The sequence below is a fragment of the Paenibacillus sp. FSL K6-0276 genome (assembly GCF_037977235.1).
Taxonomy (GTDB): Bacteria; Bacillota; Bacilli; order Paenibacillales; family Paenibacillaceae; genus Paenibacillus_AQ.
Genome location: NZ_CP150276.1, coordinates 3512039 through 3529282, shown reverse-complemented (window position 1 = coordinate 3529282; position 17244 = coordinate 3512039). Strand labels below are relative to the sequence as shown.

Here is a 17244-nt window from a genome sequence, read left to right as displayed (position 1 = left end):
AGGAGATAACAATGGCAACTTTTTTTCTTATTATTATTTATTTAGCATTTATTAGTTTAGGACTGCCAGATTCATTGCTTGGATCCGCATGGCCGGTAATGAGAGTGGACTTAAATGCTTCATTAGGTACTGCTGGAATCCTTTCGATGGTTATTGCAGTAGGCACAATTGTCTCCAGTTTGATGAGTGGTACAATCCTTAAACGTTTTGGTACGGGGAAAGTGACCCTTGTAAGCTGTATTATGACGGCTGTAGCTTTACTTGGTTTTGCATGGTCACCTTCGTTAGTATGGCTAATTGTTGCTGCGGTTCCACTCGGTTTAGGTGCGGGATCTGTAGATGCCGGATTAAACAGTTATGTTGCTACGCACTATAAAGCCCATCATATGAGTTGGTTACATTGTTTCTGGGGAGTAGGCGCTACGCTGGGTCCTATTATTATGGGATCTTTTATCTCTGGTGAAGGTTTATGGCGACAAGGTTATCTTACAGTTGCTTACATTCAATTGAGCTTAGTTATTATTCTGTTCGTTACGTTGCCTTTGTGGGATAGAGTGGCTGGAAGCAACAGCAACCCGAATGCTGAAAGCGATCAAGAGTTAAATCATCCGGAGCTAGAGCAAGCCGCTGAGAATACAAAACCTTGGAAATTAAGAGGGGTTAAACTTGCGATGTTAACCTTCTTATTTTATTCTGCCATCGAAACGAGTATGGGGCTTTGGGGGAGTAGTTTTCTTGTGAATATCAAAGACATCCCTGCATCAACTGCAGCGACATGGGTGTCGTTTTTTTATCTAGGGATTACCTTTGGCAGAATGGTGACGGGTTTCATCACTTTTAGAATGAGTAATAAAAAGCTAATTCGATATGGTCAACTCATTGCTTTAATCGGTACAGTGCTGTTAGTGTTACCACTTCCCACAATAGTTTCGCTGGTAGGATTTATGATTATAGGTCTGGGGTTAGCCCCCATTTTCCCATGTATGCTACATGAAACCCCTGTACGTTTCGGGAAGAAGCATGCCCAGTCGATTATGGGCTTTCAGATGGCAACAGCTTATACTGGTACCACGCTGATGCCACCTTTTATCGGCTTACTGGCATCGAATTTTACGCTGGGTATTTTCCCTGCGATTATCGTTTTCTTCGCTATCGTCATGCTCTTATGTACAGAAAAGCTTAATAAATACTCAGCTAAAGTAAATGTAGGTTAAATTTGAATTGAATATATTACGGACTAACCCTTCATATATATAGATGTAGAAAGGGGGAACCGTAATGTGGTTGTTAATGGTTATAGGAGTTGGATGTCTCTCCGGTTTTATTTTGTTCAGAAAGAATACTTTGCCCGTCTGTCATGAGCTTCCTCAAGGACTGGAGAGATTGTCCATCATCATTCCCGCAAGGAATGAAGAATATAATTTACGTTACCTGCTCGATTCACTTCAGTCTCAAACCATTACACCCTATGAAATTATTGTTGTGGATGACTTCTCGGAGGATCGGACCAAAGAAATTGCCGAGAGCTATGGGGTTAAGGTTATTGCGAACAGCAGTCTCCCTGAGGGATGGACAGGTAAGAGCTGGGCAGTCTGGAATGGATATTTACAAGCCACAGGCGATATTTTTGCTTTTCTGGATGCGGATATCCGATTAAAGCCTAACGCTTTGGCGTCATTGTTAACAGCAAGGGAGCTATCGAAAGGCGTCATTTCGGTAGTTCCTTTTCATCATACAGAAAAGCTGTTTGAGAAGCTCGCCTTAATTATGAATATGCTGGGGATCTTCACGTTCACCTCTGTTTTTGAAAGGAATAACGCCAAAAAAGGGCTGTACGGTTCGTGTATCCTGGCTTTAAGGCAGGATTATGAAAAAGTTAATGGTCATCAAAGCATTAGATCTGAAGTGCTGGATGATTTGTCTTTAGGAGAGAAGTTTATCGCGGCAGGTATTCCTATTAGAAATTTTATCGGGTATGGCTTAGTTTCGTTTCGCATGTATCCGAAGGGGATAAAGAGTGAAATTGAAGGATTTAGTAAAGGTGCTGTCTTAAGTACTTCAACGATAAGTCCGCGAACGATTATTCCAATCGCACTTTGGGTGGGCGGGCTTATCGTCTCAGAAACCGTGTTTATTTTTGCGAATACTTCATGGGGATTGCCGTTACTCATTGGTTATCTCCTTTATATGTTCCAGCTCTTTTATTTTATAAAATATGTAGGTATATTTGGCATCGTTATTCCTGTATTTCACGTGGTTGCTACCCTTTTCTTTATCTTGATCATGCTTTATTCGATATATCAGGTCGTTTTTCTGAGGCATGTAAGCTGGAAAGGAAGGCATATCCAGGTGGGAGGCCATAGGGACTAATGATCATATTGTGGGTCGCGGGTTTATTCTTGTCGGGATCTCTTATGTTTTCCTATTGGCTTGGACTAGCGCGTAAAAAGAATCTAAAAGTCATAGGCGACGGTAATCCGGGAGCTTTAAATCTTTGGAAATCGTCCGGTTATAAATTAGGCGTTTTGGGGATTGTATTGGATTTTCTAAAAGGGTATTTGCCACTTCTATGGGTGATGGGAAGTCATTATAGTCAGGGGTATCTCATTGTTCCGTTAGCTTTAGCTCCCATTGTGGGTCATGCCTTTTCTCCCTTTCTTAAAGGAAAAGGTGGGAAGGCAATTGCCGTAACCTTTGGGGTATGGAGTGCATTGACGGGATTTAAAGCCTCCTTAGCGTTAGCAGTGATTCTAGCTGTGTTGAAAGTACTGAGTAGCTGGTACAAAAGCAGAGGCAAATCTCCTGTATCGGATGGTGTGCAAGTGGTTAGTGGAATGTTGCTTCTTTCCGTTTTTTTGTATATCAGTAAGTGGTCTGCTCCTATCTTATGGGTATGGTTTGGGAATTTAGTGATCCTAGCGTATACGCACAGATTAGAATGGAGTACATGGATAAGGAAGCATTCAACAAGGGAACGAAAAGGAACATAATATAGGCCTGGTATAAACGAGGGTGTTCCAACAGCCATTTAATGGCTGTTGGAACACCCTCGTTGAGTTAAGCAATAATTTTGTCTGTCTAACATTAGTGTTCAATGATTGATGATTTACGCTTTGACACAGCACGGATTATTAACGCAGAAGCTAAAAGTAGGAATGTTGCAGTGGCAAGGACAACTATAAACGACTTATCAAAAGCCGATTGTGCGGCTTCAACGAGTGTGGATCCAGCTGCGGTAGGCATGTTTTCTGCGGCTAGAAGAGCTTCGTCAAGGCTGTCACGAACGAACGGTGGGACTGTTAACCCATCAGGGAGAACTAATGATGCAGTATAGATGAATGACGCAAGACTGCCCAAAAGCGTAATACTTAGAGTGCTTCCAAGTTCGAACGATACTTCCTCTATAGATGCTGCCATGCCAGCTTTTTCGACAGGGACATTTAGCATGATTGAATTTGAGGCGGCTGTCATCGCACCCCCAAGACCTGCACCCAGAATCATTAAGGCTGCGAACTGTAAGAATATACTCCCATCATGGAAGAGTAGAAGGGCTCCCATTCCTATACCTGACACTAACAGACAGACCCACTGTACTTTTACCTTGTCAACACGATGCAACACTAATCCGATTAGTATCCCTGAGATGAAGGACGCTATCGAAGTAAATACAACGTACAAACCCGCTTCTAAAGGTGAATACCCAAGAATAAGTTGGAGCCGCTGGGTGACGATCAGTTCCATTCCAATTAGTGCGAAACAAGACAATAGAGCTGTAGCCACTCCAGTAGAAAAGCGTGAATCTTTAAAGAGTGTAAAATCTATTAATGGATTCTGGCTCTTACGTTGATGGCGCATAAATAAGATCATAGCTACGACACCAATCACGGCAGATAACAAAGCGACTACATATGAGCCTTCACGTCTGCTGATCTCCTTAATAGCATAAACAAGCCCAACTAAACCGATCATAATTTGAACGGAACCAATGAAATCCCATTTTTTATTCCTATTTCCTTTAAGATTTGGGATTAGTAAGATGGTCAAGATCAGTGCGAGAATAACTATAGGAATATTGATGAGAAACACTGATCCCCACCAGAAATGTTCCAATAATAAGCCGCCGATGAGCGGACCCATTCCCGCACCGACAGAGGAGACAGATGCCCAAATACCAACGGCCAATGAACGCTCACGCTCATCTGAAAAGGTAGTTCGAATAATGGAGAGTGTTGCAGGCATCATCATGGCTGCACCAATAGCAAGCAGGGTACGCGCAGCAATAAGAACAAGAGGTGTCGGCGCGTAAGCAGCGATCAGTGAAGCCATCCCAAAGATAGTAAGACCCATAACGAAGAGTTTTTTATGCCCAAGACGATCGCCTAGTGTTCCTAGACCGAGTAATAATCCTGCCATTACGAGTGGATAAATATTTACTATCCATAGTTTTTCCGAAGCAGAAGCAGCAAGATCATGCGTTAGTCGTGGTAGAACTGAATAAAGTACGGTCATGTCGATGACAATCATAAATAGTGCGCTGGACACAATCGCCAGCACGATCCAGCGTTGAAATTTAGATAGATTTGATGAAACCATGGGTAATCCTCCTAAGTTGATAGTTGCTAATAACGTTACCTTGACAAGGTAATGGTGTCCGTTATTGTACTTTGAGGTATAGGGTAACCCGATAGTCAAGAGGAGTGATTTGAATGTCTACTGATTATGATCAATACTTTACAACGAGTGAGTTCGCTAAGGTATGCGGGGTAACGAAGCATACGTTATTCCATTATGATGACATTGGTATATTAAAACCGGAGATCGTGAAGGAAAACGGATATCGTTATTATTCATATAAGCAGTTTTATATCTTTGATATTATTGCCGTATTGAAAGAGACAGGAACATCGTTGAATGAGATCAAAGAATATATAAAAGATCAAAATACATTGCATTTTTTATCCATGCTTAAGCAAAAACAGCTGCAGTTGGTTGAAGAACAAAGAAAGTTAGAGCGAATGCAGAGGCTGTTACAAGGGGCTATTGATATTACGAATCGCGCGCTCCAAGTTGATTGCGGAGAACCCTGGGTGGAGGAGTGTGATGAAGAGTATTTTATAGCGGTTAGACTTTCGAAGGAGAAAGGTGAGAAGGATCATGTTCGAAAAATATATCGAATCTTCGATTATTGCGATGAACATCATCTTGAATATGACTTTCCTATAGGTGCGATCATTTGCAAATCTAATCTGGAGGAAGGGGTCTATGATCCCGATTATTATTGCAATAAAATCAGTTATAAACATAACGGAGAGTTCCTATATATCAAGCCAAAGGGTAAATATTTGATCATGAATCACAAGGGATCTTACGAAAGCTTACCTCCGTCCTATAAGAAGCTAAAGTCTTATATTGCCGAACATAATTTAACCATAACCGGCAACGCATACGAATATGACTTACTGAGTTATATAGCTGTTGGGGATCCAGATAAGTATGTCATACAAATCGCGATCCAAATATAAATTAACTATAAAATGAATTCGACTTAATCACTATTGGTTCCACTCTTTGTTGACGATGGTCGACTTTGATCTTTATAATTCATCTATGATGATTCCAATCCTTTCAACTAAACTATATATCCCTCTGCCTAGGTCGAACGTTGTAAAACGTACTCGACTAATTGAGAAAATGAATGAAGGGCTGCATCGCAAATTGACGCTCATCTCAGCCTCTGTTGGCTTTGGTAAAACGTCACTAGTCAGTGAATGGCGTGCCAGTTGTGATCGACCGGTCGCTTGGCTATCTATGGATGAAGGCGATAATGACCCTGCTTGATTTCTGTCTTATCTTGTTGCTTCTTTGCAGACGATAGCACCGAACATGGGGGAAGGTATCTTAGGTCTGCTTCAATCCCTGGAGGCGCTCCGATCGAGTCGCTTCTAATTCCGCTACTTAATGAAATCTCTGCCATCCGACTCCTTTTATTCTCGTCCTCGATGATTATCACGTGATTAAGGCCAGTACGATTGATCAGGCAATCTCCTTACTTATCGAGCGTATGCCGCCACAAATGCATTTAGTTATAGCCTCACGCGAAGATCCACATCTACCTATAGCCCGTTTACGTGCTCGGGACCAATTGACTGAAGTGCGCGTCAAAGACTTACGGTTTACCTTCTCAGAATCAGCTGAATTTCTTAATCAAGTAATGAGCTTAAACTTAACACGGGAAGAAATCGGTCTTCTTGAATCCTGCATAGAAGGCTGGGTTGCCGGATTACAGTTAGTAGCACTTTCTATGTTAGGCCATACAGATAAGGTTAGCTTTATTAGGTCTTTCAGCGGAAGCCACCGCTACATACTTGACTACTTGCTTGAAGAAGTGTTGCAACAGCAATCTGCAGCGATTCAGACTTTTCTGTTGCGAACATCGATCCTCGATCGGATGTGCGGTCCTCTATGTGATGCAGTTCTTAATAGTGGAACCGAGGCTAATCTAATTCCTGATTTTACTGGGCAAGAGATTCTGGAATATCTAGAACGCACCAATCTATTCATCGTTCCACTAGATCACGAGAGAAAGTGGTATCGCTATCATCATCTTTTTTGCAGATTTATTGCGGAAGCGGCTACAGCAGAACAACAATTCAAACATAGCTCATGACAAGTGGGACGTAGATGAATTACATGTAATTGCAAGCATATGGTATGAAGATAATGCACTGGAATTAGAAGCTTTTCAACATGCCGTAGCGGCTAAGAATATTGAGCACGCCGCTCGTCTGATCCATGGGAAAGGCATGCCTTTGCTTTTTCGGGGGGCTGGTGCAGTGAAGCCAGTTATAAAATGGCTGAATTCACTGTCAAGGGAAGAAATGAATACAAGACCCTCGCTGTGGGTGATGTTTGCTTCTGGACTTCTAATGGTGGGTCATATGAGTGAAGTGGATGAGAAGTTGCAAGCGGCTGAATAATCCATCCAAGATGCTCTGGAAGATGATGAAACTAGAGATCTTGTCGGACATATTGCCTCCATTCGCGCTACGCTAGCTGTTAGCAAGCACCAGTCCGAAACCATCCTTGATGAGTCGCGGCTTGCACTCGAAAATCTGGCTCCAGGTAACTTACCCGTTCGTACTGATGCAAAAAGTATAGCTTCAGTACGGTATTGACTTATAGATACTAAAGGATTGTTTTTATTTACAACAGCCCCAACTTACGAGCAAGAGCAACGGCTTCCGTTCGTCGTGAGACCTGCAATTTATCAAAAATAATCCGGTTATGCCCTTTAACCGTACTGAGCGCAAGAAACAGACGCTCGCTAATCTCACGATTCGAGAGTCCTTGGGCAATGAGGTTCAGCCCTTCCAATTCTCTGACACTCAGTGGCTCGATTAGGGATTTAGGCGACGGAATCAGACGCTGATCGGATTTAACTTCCCTTCTCCATTTCTCAGCTTCAAATCCTTCCAACAACTTACCTAAATATTTCGGCATAAACTCATTTGTTACAGCTTCACTAAGCAACTTGTAGATCGGAATACCTTCGTCTACAAATATCCGGATGAAGCCGCCTGGCTCAGCCAATATCATTACGTCTTGTAGTTGTTGTATGACCTTCGACTTTTCGCCATTTGCATGCTGAGCAACAGCTTGGAGGATCATCACCTTGAGACATTCATCCTTCTAACCTTTTATCTCCGCCTCCTCACGCAGCGCCCCCAATACCACTAGTGCAGCCGAAGGATTTCCATGTGCTAGAAATACCCGAGCCTGACTGATAGGAAGCTCATGCTTCTGCGCTAGAAGAGCAGCTTCCTCCAGCTTACCCAGTCGAAGCAACAACATCACTCGCGCAGCAGCAATATCAGGCAACTGATCTACGAATTGATGTTGGCGAGCGAAATGCTCGGACTTATCTAAACGAGCAGCCGCACGCTCTTCCTCACCATGCACTAGCATCAATTTTGCGAGAAAAATCTCACAAGCAACCACTCTATCTGTGTGATCAAACTGCTTCACCAGTTGGAGTGCTCGTTCTGCATGTCGCTTAGCCGCTTCCAAGTCATTCCATTCATAATATATACGAGCTAAGCCAAGATAAGCCTCGCAGGCAATTGGCATGGGAGGTTCCCCTGTCAGATTCAGAACATTTTGATAGGTTTCAGCCGCGACATAAAACTCGTTATCTGCTTCTTGTAAGTTCCCTAATCCGAGGGTATCCATAATCGTGATCACACCATGCCCGATCCTTTGGCTGATTGATAAAGCTTCGGAATAGGCTGCATTAGCCAAAAATGAGGTCTAGGAGGAAGCCCATGAAAGCAATGGTATGCACAAAATACGGATCACCAGATGTTCTTCAGCTCAAAGAGGTGGAAAAATCTATTCCGAAGAGCAATGAAGTATTAGTAAAGGTTCGCGCGACTACCGTAACTGCTGGGGATCTTCGGGTTCGAGCTTTCAATAGTCCTTTCTTACTCTGGATTCCTATGCGATTAGTATTAGGTCTTACCAAACCTAGAAAATCAATCCTAGGTGTGGAATTAGCCGGGGAGATTGAAGCGATAGGAAAAGATGTAACACGATTTAAAAAGGGTGATCAGGTTTTTGCATTAACCGGTATGAATTTCGGGGCTCATGCTGAATATGCGGCTCTGCCAGAGAGTGGGTTGATGGCTATCAAACCCGCCAATGTTACCTATGAAGATGCTGCTTCCGTTCTTTACGGGGGAACTACAGTGCTTTATTTTCTAAGAAAAGCAAATATCCAGTGCGGACAAAAAGTTCTTATTTATGGAGCTTCAGGAACTGTAGGGACTATAGCGGTACAGCTTGCTAAGTACTTTGGGGCTGACGTTACTGCAGTATGCAGTGCTGGGAATTTTGAATTAGTGAAGTCACTGGGAGCCGATAAGGTTATAGATTACACGAAAGAGGATTTTACAACTAGGGAAGAGCGTTATGATATTATTTTCGATGCCGTCGGAAAAGTCTCGAAATCAAAATGCAAGAAAGCTCTAACTACAAAGGGGTCCTATGTGACCGTTGATGGTCAGGGGATCGCGAAGATACGTAATGAGGATATTCTTTTTCTCCAAGAACTTTTGGCTGCAGAAAAGTTAAAGTCGGTTATCGATAGACGTTATCCGCTGGAACAAATTCCAGAGGCTTATCGATATGCGGAAACAGGGAGGAAGAAGGGGAGTCTAGTCATTACGTTGTAGGAATGATGCATTTCATAAACAGGCTTCCTTCGTTTATTTCGAGGGAGGTCTGTTTTTATAGGGTCAAAATGTTGGTGGTAAAAGAAGCAGCGTAACGTAATCATAAGCTTCTCCGGATTTTCACTGCTAAGGGAATTAAATAAAAAAATCTGGAGACAACAGCGATTGGAACAACGGTCCGTTCGCGGAGCGTCCACACCAAGTGCCAATGTCAATCCTACTTAAAAATGAAGGGTGTCCCAAGCACTGCGGAGAATGAATAACGAATGATCAATTAGGGAAATCTGTAAATTGACATAACACCAAATGGTGTTATAATAAAAACGAAACCAAAAGGTGTTACATTAAAATAAATTTTGGAGGCCATTTATGCAAACTCAAGGACCACTACAAGACATTCGTCAAACAATTACACTCAATGCGCCAATTGAAAAAGTATGGAAAGCTGTTTCCACTGCTGAAGGAATAGCTGCTTGGTGGATGCCAAGTACATTCGAGCCAGTGGTAGGTCATGAGTTCATCCTGCATGCTGGACAATTCGGGGATTCCCCTTGTAAAGTTACAGAGATTGATGAGCCGAACCGTGTCGGTTTTAATTGGGGGAAGGATTGGCATCTTGTTTTTGAATTGAAAGAAATTGATGGAAAAACGGAGTTCACCGTGATCCACTCTGGATGGGACCCTGAGAAGGTCACTGAATTTGGTCAACCGCATCCAATCGTTCGTGGCTTTATGAACGGCGGCTGGGAGAAAATCGTCCAAGAAAAACTTCCTGCTTATATCGAGGCTTAATATGCCTGTCGCTGAATCTGGACATGATGTATTTCAAGCTATAGCAGATCCTACCCGCCGCAGTCTGCTAAAGCTGCTTGCTAATAAGGAAATGTCCATAGCATCCATTACGGAATGCTATCCGATCAGTCGAACCGCTGTGAATAAGCATCTACAGGTTTTGTTCGATGCACAACTTGTTAGTAGTCAAAAGGTCGGTCGGGAGACTCGGTACAAGCTACAGCCAGAGCCTTTGCTGGAGCTACAGGATTGGCTTACCTTTTTTGAACAATACTGGGCCAATAAATTGTCTGCGCTCAAAGAATATGTTGAGGCAGATTTAGATGAAAAGTGATAAACCGGGAGGCGTGAAATCGCGCTTCTCGTTTTTTTATTTTGATATAATGGAAATTAAGCTATACGATTGATGCCAGCCATAGGTGGTTAGGTGGTTTGTACATGGAAACTTTTGAATAACAACTTTAGTTGCTTGTTAAATATCATGATTCCCTTTAGTCTAAAATTAAACTATTGGAAGTAAATTTAATGTCAGAAAAAGTTAATCAAGAAGGCAGTCAACCAGAAGTGAAGTTGTGTCTGTACGGACATTACCATTAGAGCCTCCACTGAGCTTCAACTGTTTAAGCTTTCCAAGGAAGATTTTATTCAAATGCTGGAGACGCGCCCCGAGCTAAGCATATATAAGAATCAATATATGGCTTCTGATGCGATGCGTATTTTTTGAAAGGCTCTACTATTTTTTCTAACATAGAATATCAGGTGCTTCGTTCACTGCTCGATAAAATTACAATTTGCGAATACTCAGCTGGAGTGTCAGTTGTAACAGAGGGCGAGCCAGGGGACGCATTTTACATATTAAGATCTGGTCAAGTAAAAGTGGTAAGTGAAAGCCATGGGGTATTGCTAAATAAGCTGCAAGCTGGTGATTTTTTCGGAGAATTAGCTCTGCTAAAAGGAGAACCTCGTAAAGCTACGGTTAGAACGGTAGAGAACGCAACACTTTTTCGTCTTTCCAAAGAAGATTTTGATCATCTTATAAGCGATTATCCGAAAATTAAGGAAGCGATCCTTCGGATAGCTTCGAATTACAGTGACAGTAATCTCCTCGATCAGAAATCTGAAGATTTCTCAGAGCCACCTATGGAACCAAGCGAATCTACTTCGATGGTCAAATCAGCCATAGAGGGACGGATCAAATCTAAGCCTGCAAAACCTTGGCGAAAGTTCCCCTTTATTCTGCAGCAAAGTGAAATGGACTGTGGTCCCACCTGCTTAAGTATGATATGCAAATATTACGGTGTATCTGTTCCAATTAATCATATCAAGTCCAATATGCAAATCAGGAACCTCACTCCAAGACTTGATGGAAAGTGCACAATCTCTTGGATTTGAAGCAGAGGGGATAAGAGCAACACTCGCGAATCTATCCGATATCCAGCTTCCAGCCATTGCGCAACAGGTGGAGAGTGGATTCGTACGCTAGGAACGATTCAGTTTTGTATTTTAGCTCCCGTTATGTACTTCAAGGCGATATGTCCGCAGGGGAACTGGTAGCTTTTACTGTATTTTTATCAACGGTAACTCAGTCGATCTCTTATATTATTCACATGCTCGATGATCTGATGGAAGCACGTATTTCTATGGAAAGATTAGATGATGTATTTCAATCTCGGCTAGAGCAGTCAGAGCAATCGCAGCTTAGAACACTTGTGAATGTGAAAGGTCATGTTTCTTTTGAAAATGTTACCTTCCGTTATGAGGTGGATGGGAAGAATATTCTGCAGAACGTTAACTTAGAGATCAAGGCGGGCCAAACTGTTGCATTAGTAGGACGAAGTGGATCGGGGAAATCAACGATTGCGAATCTATTATTGAATTTGTATTCCCCTTCAAGTGGAACGATACGTGTGGATGGACATGAACTGCGAACCATAGATGCAATTTCTTTATGCCAAAAGATTGGGGTAGTGCAGCAAGATACAGTGATTTTTCGGGGGACGATTCTTGAGAATATTGCTTTAGGACAGCAGGATGTCGCTTTTAGTGAAGTTGAAGCCTCTGCGATGTTAGCGGGCGCTCATGATTTCATTAATGAGCTTCCGCTTCGTTATGATACGTTGATTGGTGAAAGTGGAATTAGATTATCTGGTGGGCAAGCTCAAAGAATCGCGATTGCACGAGCATTACTTGGTAATCCTCCATTATTGGTGTTTGATGAAGCAACGAGCGCACTAGACACGGAGTCGGAACAGAAAATTCAGAATAATATGGATCTTATGAATAAAAATAGAACCACGTTAATTATCGCGCATCGATTAAGTACAGTTAAGCATGCGGATCGTATCATTGTGCTAGATCAAGGCGTAGTTGTGGAAAGCGGAACCCATGAAGAACTTTTGCAGGCAAAAGGCCTGTATTATTATTTAGTCAGTCAGCAATTATAATCAGTTAGATTAGCCACGTTCATTGAATGTGGTTTTTTTGTTTTTTTTCTAGAAAATGGATAATTGAAAATGTTTAACGCTGTTTAAACCTTCGTTTAAATTCAGTTTATAAATGGCGCTTATTATCACAATATAATCTGAAACGTTGGAGGAATTACAATGGTGCATGTAAAAAATAAGATCCTAACACCAGACCATGACGATTGGGCCGTCGAGGCACGTGGCCTGGTTAAAACCTTTGGTGACAATCGCGCGGTGGATGGCGTGAATTTGAACGTGAAAGCAGGTACGATCTATGGAGTCCTTGGTCCGAATGGAGCAGGAAAGACTACCGTCATTCGGATGCTGGCAACCTTACTTCGCCCCGATGCAGGTTCAGCGCGAATCTTCGGGCACGATGTGGTGAAGGAATCGCAGATTGTTCGACAATTAATTGGTATGACAGGACAATATGCCTCAGTCGATGAGTCATTAAGTGCTACAGAGAATCTTATTATCTTCTCTCGGCTATTAGGGCTTGGGCGCGCAGAGTCGCGGCAAAAAGCAACAGAATTACTGGAAGAGTTTGGTTTGACTGAGGCGGCTAAACGGCCCCTTCGAAATTTCTCTGGCGGAATGCGTCGTCGTCTGGATTTGGCAGCTAGTCTTATTGCACAACCACCGTTAATCTTCCTAGATGAACCAACTACAGGGCTTGATCCTCGGACCCGCTCACAAATGTGGGTTACCATTCGCCGGTTGGTGAATACGGGGTCAACGGTTCTTCTAACTACACAGTACCTTGAAGAGGCAGATCAACTGGCAGATCGGATCGCAGTTATCGATCGTGGGCAAGTCGTTGCAGAGGGCACCGCCGATGATCTGAAAGCGTCAGTGGGTACCACATCACTATACTTGAAAGTTCAAAATCTAAAAGATATTGAACTAGCTCGTCAGCGCGTGGAACATGTGCTCCAAATTCAGTCCGTGGTATCGTACGAAACTGGGAAAATAACTGCACCGATGGCGAACGCCGACATAGTTACAGACCTACTGATTGCTCTTCGCGAGGAAGGTATCCTCTTGGCTGAGATGAGTGTGCAGAAACCGACGCTTGATGAAGTATTCCTAACGATTACTGGTCATGCTGCTACGGATGATGCGTTACCAGCGTCCCAAGCGTCAAACATTAAGGAGGCAGCAAGAGTATGAGAACTACTACAATAAATTCGGGTGTTAACCGCCAATTGAAAAACCATACGAGTTTCCGGCAATCCGTACGCAACTCGTTAACGATGGCTTATCGTGGGATACTGAAAATTCGACGTACCCCTGAGCAATTGTTCGATGTTGCGCTTCAGCCAATTATTTTCACGCTGATGTTTACCTATATCTTTGGAGGGGCTATATCTGGTGACGTGGTAAGTTATTTGCTTGTTATTATCCCCGGTATTCTTGTGCAGACAGTCATTACTACCTCAATCGTTACTGGCGTCCAATTACGTGAGGACATGGATAAAGGCGTGTTTGACCGATTCAAGTCACTGCCAATTGCTCGTATAGCTCCGTTAGCGGGAGCCTTGTTGGCTGACACGATTAGATATACGATTGCTACTGTACTTACTTTTGTCATGGGCTACATTATGGGTTACCGTCCTGATGGTGGTCTGGAACATGTCGCAATCGCTGCACTTCTTGTTATTGTCTGTGCTTGGTCGATTAGCTGGATCTTCGCTTTCTTCGGTGTGATTGCCCGGACTGCCTCTAGTGTACAGGGGATATCGATGATTGTGTTGTTCCTACTTACGTTTCTATCTAATGCCTTCGTGCCTGTCGACACGCTGCCTAACTGGTTACAATGGTTTGTTAAAGTCAATCCAATCTCACATCTCGTTTCTGCAGTACGACAACTTACTAACTTTGGAACCGTAGGTTGGGACTTTGCAATTTCTCTGATCGGGGCAGCGATCATCGTCGCAATCTTTGCACCAATCACGGTTCGTGCTTATATGCGCCGGACATAATTGAACAAAAGCCACTATCTATGGATTACTCCATGGTAGTGGCTTTTTAAAAGTTAATTGCCTAACTCCGACTTCTAACCCTACTTCTTCATGTCCTTCGATGGTAATATGATATAAAAATAGAATGGTAAACACGGGAAAGGGCGACAGTATGAGAAACTATCTAATTTTGGGGGCAAGTAAAGGTCTGGGAGATGCATTTGTGAAAGGTTTGCCTGAGTATGGTGATCAAGTGTGGATCGTTTCCAGAAGCAGGCCGGGCAGTCTGGATCTTAATGATGGCATACAGCGGATATGGATTGCAGTAGATCTATCGCAGCCAGATGCCGCACAAGTCTTATCAAAGGGCATTCAAACGGAGAAGATTGATGTTCTAGTTTATAACGTGGGTATTTGGGAGAAAGAAGGTTTTGAGGATCACTATACGTTTGACAAGGATGAGGCGACTGACATTGCCAACATTATTAATGTGAATATAACTTCAACAATTACCTGCATACAGGCTGTACTGCCTAATCTTCGCCAATCGGAAGCAGGAAAAATTATTCTAATTGGCTCGACAGCAGGACTTGACCATACCAATAATGCCCAGGTATCATTTGTAGCTTCCAAGTTCGGTCTACGTGGCATTACTCATGCTTTGCGTGAGCATGTTCGTAAGGATGGCATTGCAGTTACTTGTGTGAATCCGGGTGAGCTGGCAGCAGAAATTCCTTATGAGGATGGCGCGGAAAAAGCGATTGCAGCATATAGTGGCACAAGAATTCCTGTTCAGGATATTGTCTCCATTGTGAAATGTATCGTTAACCTCTCTAGAGCTTCCTGTGTCAAAGAAATTCATATTCCAGCAATGGCGGATTTGAATGCATAATAAACCTTATATGTCCTGCACATAAATTAAGAAAAGACGCTATTTATGGATTATCCGACGATAGCGTCTTTTTGCTATGGTATAAAGCCGTAAATGATATCAATTACGGTCACAAAAAGCAAGCTCATCCGCATCAAGACATGGATTAGACTTTTTTTGCCTATTTTTCCCTAAACTACTTCATCTGTCGTAGTAATTATGTTATACTGCAACTACTACGACAGATGAAGTAATCGAGGAGGTATACCATTTTTGATCAGCAGTGATGTTATACGTGGCTACAATGATACGCTGATCCTCTACATGCTGTTGGATGGAGAATCCTATGGGTATGAAATTTCCAAAAATATCAGGAAGGTGACGCAGGAGAAGTACGTTATGAAGGAGACAACATTGTATTCCGCTTTTACCCGGTTAGAGAAGAACGGTTACATTGAATCCTTTTTCCAGGATGAGAGTCTTGGCAAGCGGCGCACGTATTACCGGATTACTCCGCTAGGTCTCGCCTATTACAAGGAGAAATGTGAGGAATGGAAGGTCACACAGGAGGTTGTTAACCAATTTATCAGGGAGTGGTGATAGTACATGGAGACGATTATAGTATATCTGGATAATATGTTCACTGGTCTGCCAAAAACCCCGGAACTGGAGCATCTGAAGCAGGAGCTGCTGTCCGGGATGGAAGAGAAGTATCAGGAGTTGAAGCGTGATGGCAAGTCGGAGAATGAAGCGATCGGCATTGTCATTTCGGAATTCGGTAATATTGAAGAGTTGACTGCTGAGCTCGGCATCCATCCTGTCGAATCGGAGCAGGTTGTAAATGTGCATGTTCTGACAGAAGAAGAGGCTTACACTTATGTGGCTGCCAGACGTAGCTCGGGGTTATGGACCGGTATCGGTGTTTTTCTCTGCGCATGTGGGGTTGCGCTTCTGATTGGTCTTGATACACTGTTTGAATATAAAAATGCTATTGTGGCTGATAAAGGTTCGATGTTAGGGCTGGTTGGTATGTGCGTGCTGGTTGCCGTGGCAGTGGGGATGTTCATCCATAGTGGAATGAAGCTTGAGCGCTTCAAAAGTCTGGAGAAAGGCTTTCAACTACCTTATGCTCTAAAAGCGTCACTTCAACGCAGTCAAGCCCTTTTCGCTCCGACTTATCGCCTTTCTCTGATTACTGGAGTTTGCATATGCGTGTTGTCATTAGCTTTTATCTTCGCAACTTCATTTGTCAATGATGACTTCGCTCCTTATGGAGTCTCGGCCTTCCTACTGATCGCTGCAGTGGCAGTGTTCCTGTTCATCTATTATGGAAACATTCAAGGTGCATATACGAAGCTGCTAGAGGAGATGGAAATCACTGCACTGAAGAAGGAAGAAAATCGATTTATGGGAGCTGTGGGAGCAATTTTGTGGCCATTGGCGACAGTGATCTTCTTGTTCACGGGCTTTGTTTATCAGCGCTGGGATGTCAATTGGGCCGTATTCCCGATTGCCGGTATTCTGTCGGGCATGTTCAGTAATGTCTATCATATTCTGAAACGCAAAAATGTCTCCTGATTGTGCTTTATTGTTGGTGTCGAAACAATAACGGGTTTCATAATGCTGTGAAAGGGAAGATGACAAATTTAAAAAAGCCGCAAGGAAATGCAAGGGGAGACTGTATACCTGTTCCTAGGACCACACATGTGGAGTGTTGTCACTGTTGGTGAAGCAGTGTAGCCCCACAATAAACTTGTAGCATTAATAATAAAGTCACTACTATCCAACCCGACTCAGTTATAATAAAGTCTTTGCTCTCGATCCCTCCGGCGGAAATAGTAAAGAGGGGTGGCGAACCCCTTTTTTGTGTTAGCGTCCGCTATGGTACTATTTTAATTCTTGAATATATACAGGGAGCATCACTT

19 protein-coding genes and 1 pseudogene are annotated in these 17244 nt (G+C 43.0%); 17 read left to right on the top strand and 3 right to left on the bottom strand.

The features are described 5' to 3' along the window. Positions 1–11 precede the first annotated feature (11 nt). The 3 genes from MHH52_RS16670 (at position 12) to MHH52_RS16660 (ending at position 2990) form a co-directional block, all read left to right on the top strand. A complete protein-coding gene (locus MHH52_RS16670) occupies positions 12–1214 on the top strand; it encodes an MFS transporter (protein WP_340003671.1) in 1203 nt (400 codons plus the stop codon). A 64-nt stretch (positions 1215–1278) separates the two neighbouring features. Further along, the gene (locus MHH52_RS16665; RefSeq protein WP_340003670.1) at positions 1279–2370 is read left to right on the top strand and encodes a glycosyltransferase family 2 protein; all 1092 of its coding nucleotides are present in this window, start codon (positions 1279–1281) and stop codon (positions 2368–2370) included. Next, complete coding sequence (locus MHH52_RS16660; RefSeq protein ID WP_340003669.1) at positions 2370–2990, top strand: glycerol-3-phosphate acyltransferase; 621 nt, start codon at positions 2370–2372, stop codon at positions 2988–2990. Before MHH52_RS16665 ends, MHH52_RS16660 begins: the two co-directional genes overlap by 1 nt. 94 nt (positions 2991–3084) lie before the next feature. Here MHH52_RS16660 and MHH52_RS16655 read toward each other — a convergent pair whose 3' ends face one another. Continuing rightward, a complete protein-coding gene (locus tag MHH52_RS16655) occupies positions 3085–4593 on the bottom strand; it encodes an MFS transporter (RefSeq protein ID WP_340003668.1) in 1509 nt (502 codons plus the stop codon). A gap of 113 nt (positions 4594–4706) precedes the next feature. Between MHH52_RS16655 and MHH52_RS16650 the strand changes: the two genes are divergently transcribed. The 4 genes from MHH52_RS16650 (at position 4707) to MHH52_RS16635 (ending at position 6977) form a co-directional block, all read left to right on the top strand. Further along, positions 4707–5522 (top strand): MerR family transcriptional regulator, encoded by an 816-nt coding sequence (locus MHH52_RS16650; protein WP_340003667.1) that lies wholly within the window; start codon positions 4707–4709, stop codon positions 5520–5522. A 55-nt stretch (positions 5523–5577) separates the two neighbouring features. Then, positions 5578–5838 carry a hypothetical protein gene (locus MHH52_RS16645; protein WP_340003666.1) on the top strand — a complete coding sequence of 87 codons (261 nt, stop codon included), beginning with the start codon at positions 5578–5580 and terminating at the stop codon, positions 5836–5838. 172 nt (positions 5839–6010) lie between these two features. After that, a complete protein-coding gene (locus MHH52_RS16640; protein ID WP_340003665.1) occupies positions 6011–6667 on the top strand; it encodes a hypothetical protein in 657 nt (218 codons plus the stop codon). Next, positions 6621–6977: a hypothetical protein gene (locus MHH52_RS16635; protein WP_340003664.1), complete on the top strand. Its 357-nt coding sequence runs from the start codon at positions 6621–6623 to the stop codon at positions 6975–6977. The genes MHH52_RS16640 and MHH52_RS16635 overlap by 47 nt, the downstream gene beginning before the upstream one ends. Positions 6978–7203: 226 nt before the next feature. Here MHH52_RS16635 and MHH52_RS16630 read toward each other — a convergent pair whose 3' ends face one another. Together MHH52_RS16630 and MHH52_RS16625 are read right to left on the bottom strand one after the other, a co-directional pair. Further along, a complete protein-coding gene (locus MHH52_RS16630; protein WP_340009700.1) occupies positions 7204–7500 on the bottom strand; it encodes a LuxR C-terminal-related transcriptional regulator in 297 nt (98 codons plus the stop codon). A 24-nt stretch (positions 7501–7524) separates the two neighbouring features. Then, positions 7525–8298 (bottom strand): annotated as a pseudogene (locus MHH52_RS16625) (LuxR family transcriptional regulator); the annotation flags it as partial. Between the two features lie 23 nt (positions 8299–8321). Between MHH52_RS16625 and MHH52_RS16620 the strand changes: the two are divergent. From MHH52_RS16620 to MHH52_RS16575, 10 genes are all read left to right on the top strand, one after another. Then, on the top strand, positions 8322–9230 hold the full coding sequence (locus MHH52_RS16620) for an NAD(P)-dependent alcohol dehydrogenase (protein WP_340003663.1): 909 nt from the start codon (positions 8322–8324) through the stop codon (positions 9228–9230). A gap of 369 nt (positions 9231–9599) precedes the next feature. Beyond that, complete coding sequence (locus MHH52_RS16615; RefSeq protein WP_340003662.1) at positions 9600–10022, top strand: SRPBCC domain-containing protein; 423 nt, start codon at positions 9600–9602, stop codon at positions 10020–10022. A 1-nt stretch (position 10023) separates the two neighbouring features. Then, complete coding sequence (locus MHH52_RS16610) at positions 10024–10356, top strand: metalloregulator ArsR/SmtB family transcription factor (RefSeq protein WP_340003661.1); 333 nt, start codon at positions 10024–10026, stop codon at positions 10354–10356. Between the two features lie 425 nt (positions 10357–10781). Next, on the top strand, positions 10782–11414 hold the full coding sequence (locus tag MHH52_RS16605; RefSeq protein WP_340003660.1) for a cyclic nucleotide-binding domain-containing protein: 633 nt from the start codon (positions 10782–10784) through the stop codon (positions 11412–11414). Positions 11415–11518: 104 nt separating this feature from the next. After that, on the top strand, positions 11519–12466 hold the full coding sequence (locus MHH52_RS16600) for a peptidase domain-containing ABC transporter (RefSeq protein ID WP_340003659.1): 948 nt from the start codon (positions 11519–11521) through the stop codon (positions 12464–12466). 159 nt (positions 12467–12625) lie between these two features. Further along, complete coding sequence (locus MHH52_RS16595; RefSeq protein ID WP_340003658.1) at positions 12626–13657, top strand: ATP-binding cassette domain-containing protein; 1032 nt, start codon at positions 12626–12628, stop codon at positions 13655–13657. Further along, positions 13654–14469, top strand: a complete 816-nt coding sequence (locus tag MHH52_RS16590) for an ABC transporter permease (protein ID WP_340003657.1) — start codon at positions 13654–13656, stop codon at positions 14467–14469. The genes MHH52_RS16595 and MHH52_RS16590 overlap by 4 nt, the downstream gene beginning before the upstream one ends. Before the next feature lie 151 nt (positions 14470–14620). Further along, complete coding sequence (locus MHH52_RS16585; RefSeq protein WP_340003656.1) at positions 14621–15340, top strand: SDR family NAD(P)-dependent oxidoreductase; 720 nt, start codon at positions 14621–14623, stop codon at positions 15338–15340. Positions 15341–15592: 252 nt separating this feature from the next. Beyond that, entirely contained in the window at positions 15593–15919 is a 327-nt protein-coding gene (locus MHH52_RS16580) for a PadR family transcriptional regulator (protein ID WP_340003655.1), read from the top strand. A 6-nt stretch (positions 15920–15925) separates the two neighbouring features. Continuing rightward, positions 15926–16897, top strand: coding sequence for a permease prefix domain 1-containing protein (locus MHH52_RS16575; RefSeq protein ID WP_340003654.1), 972 nt, complete (start codon positions 15926–15928; stop codon positions 16895–16897). Positions 16898–17244: the final 347 nt, after the last annotated feature.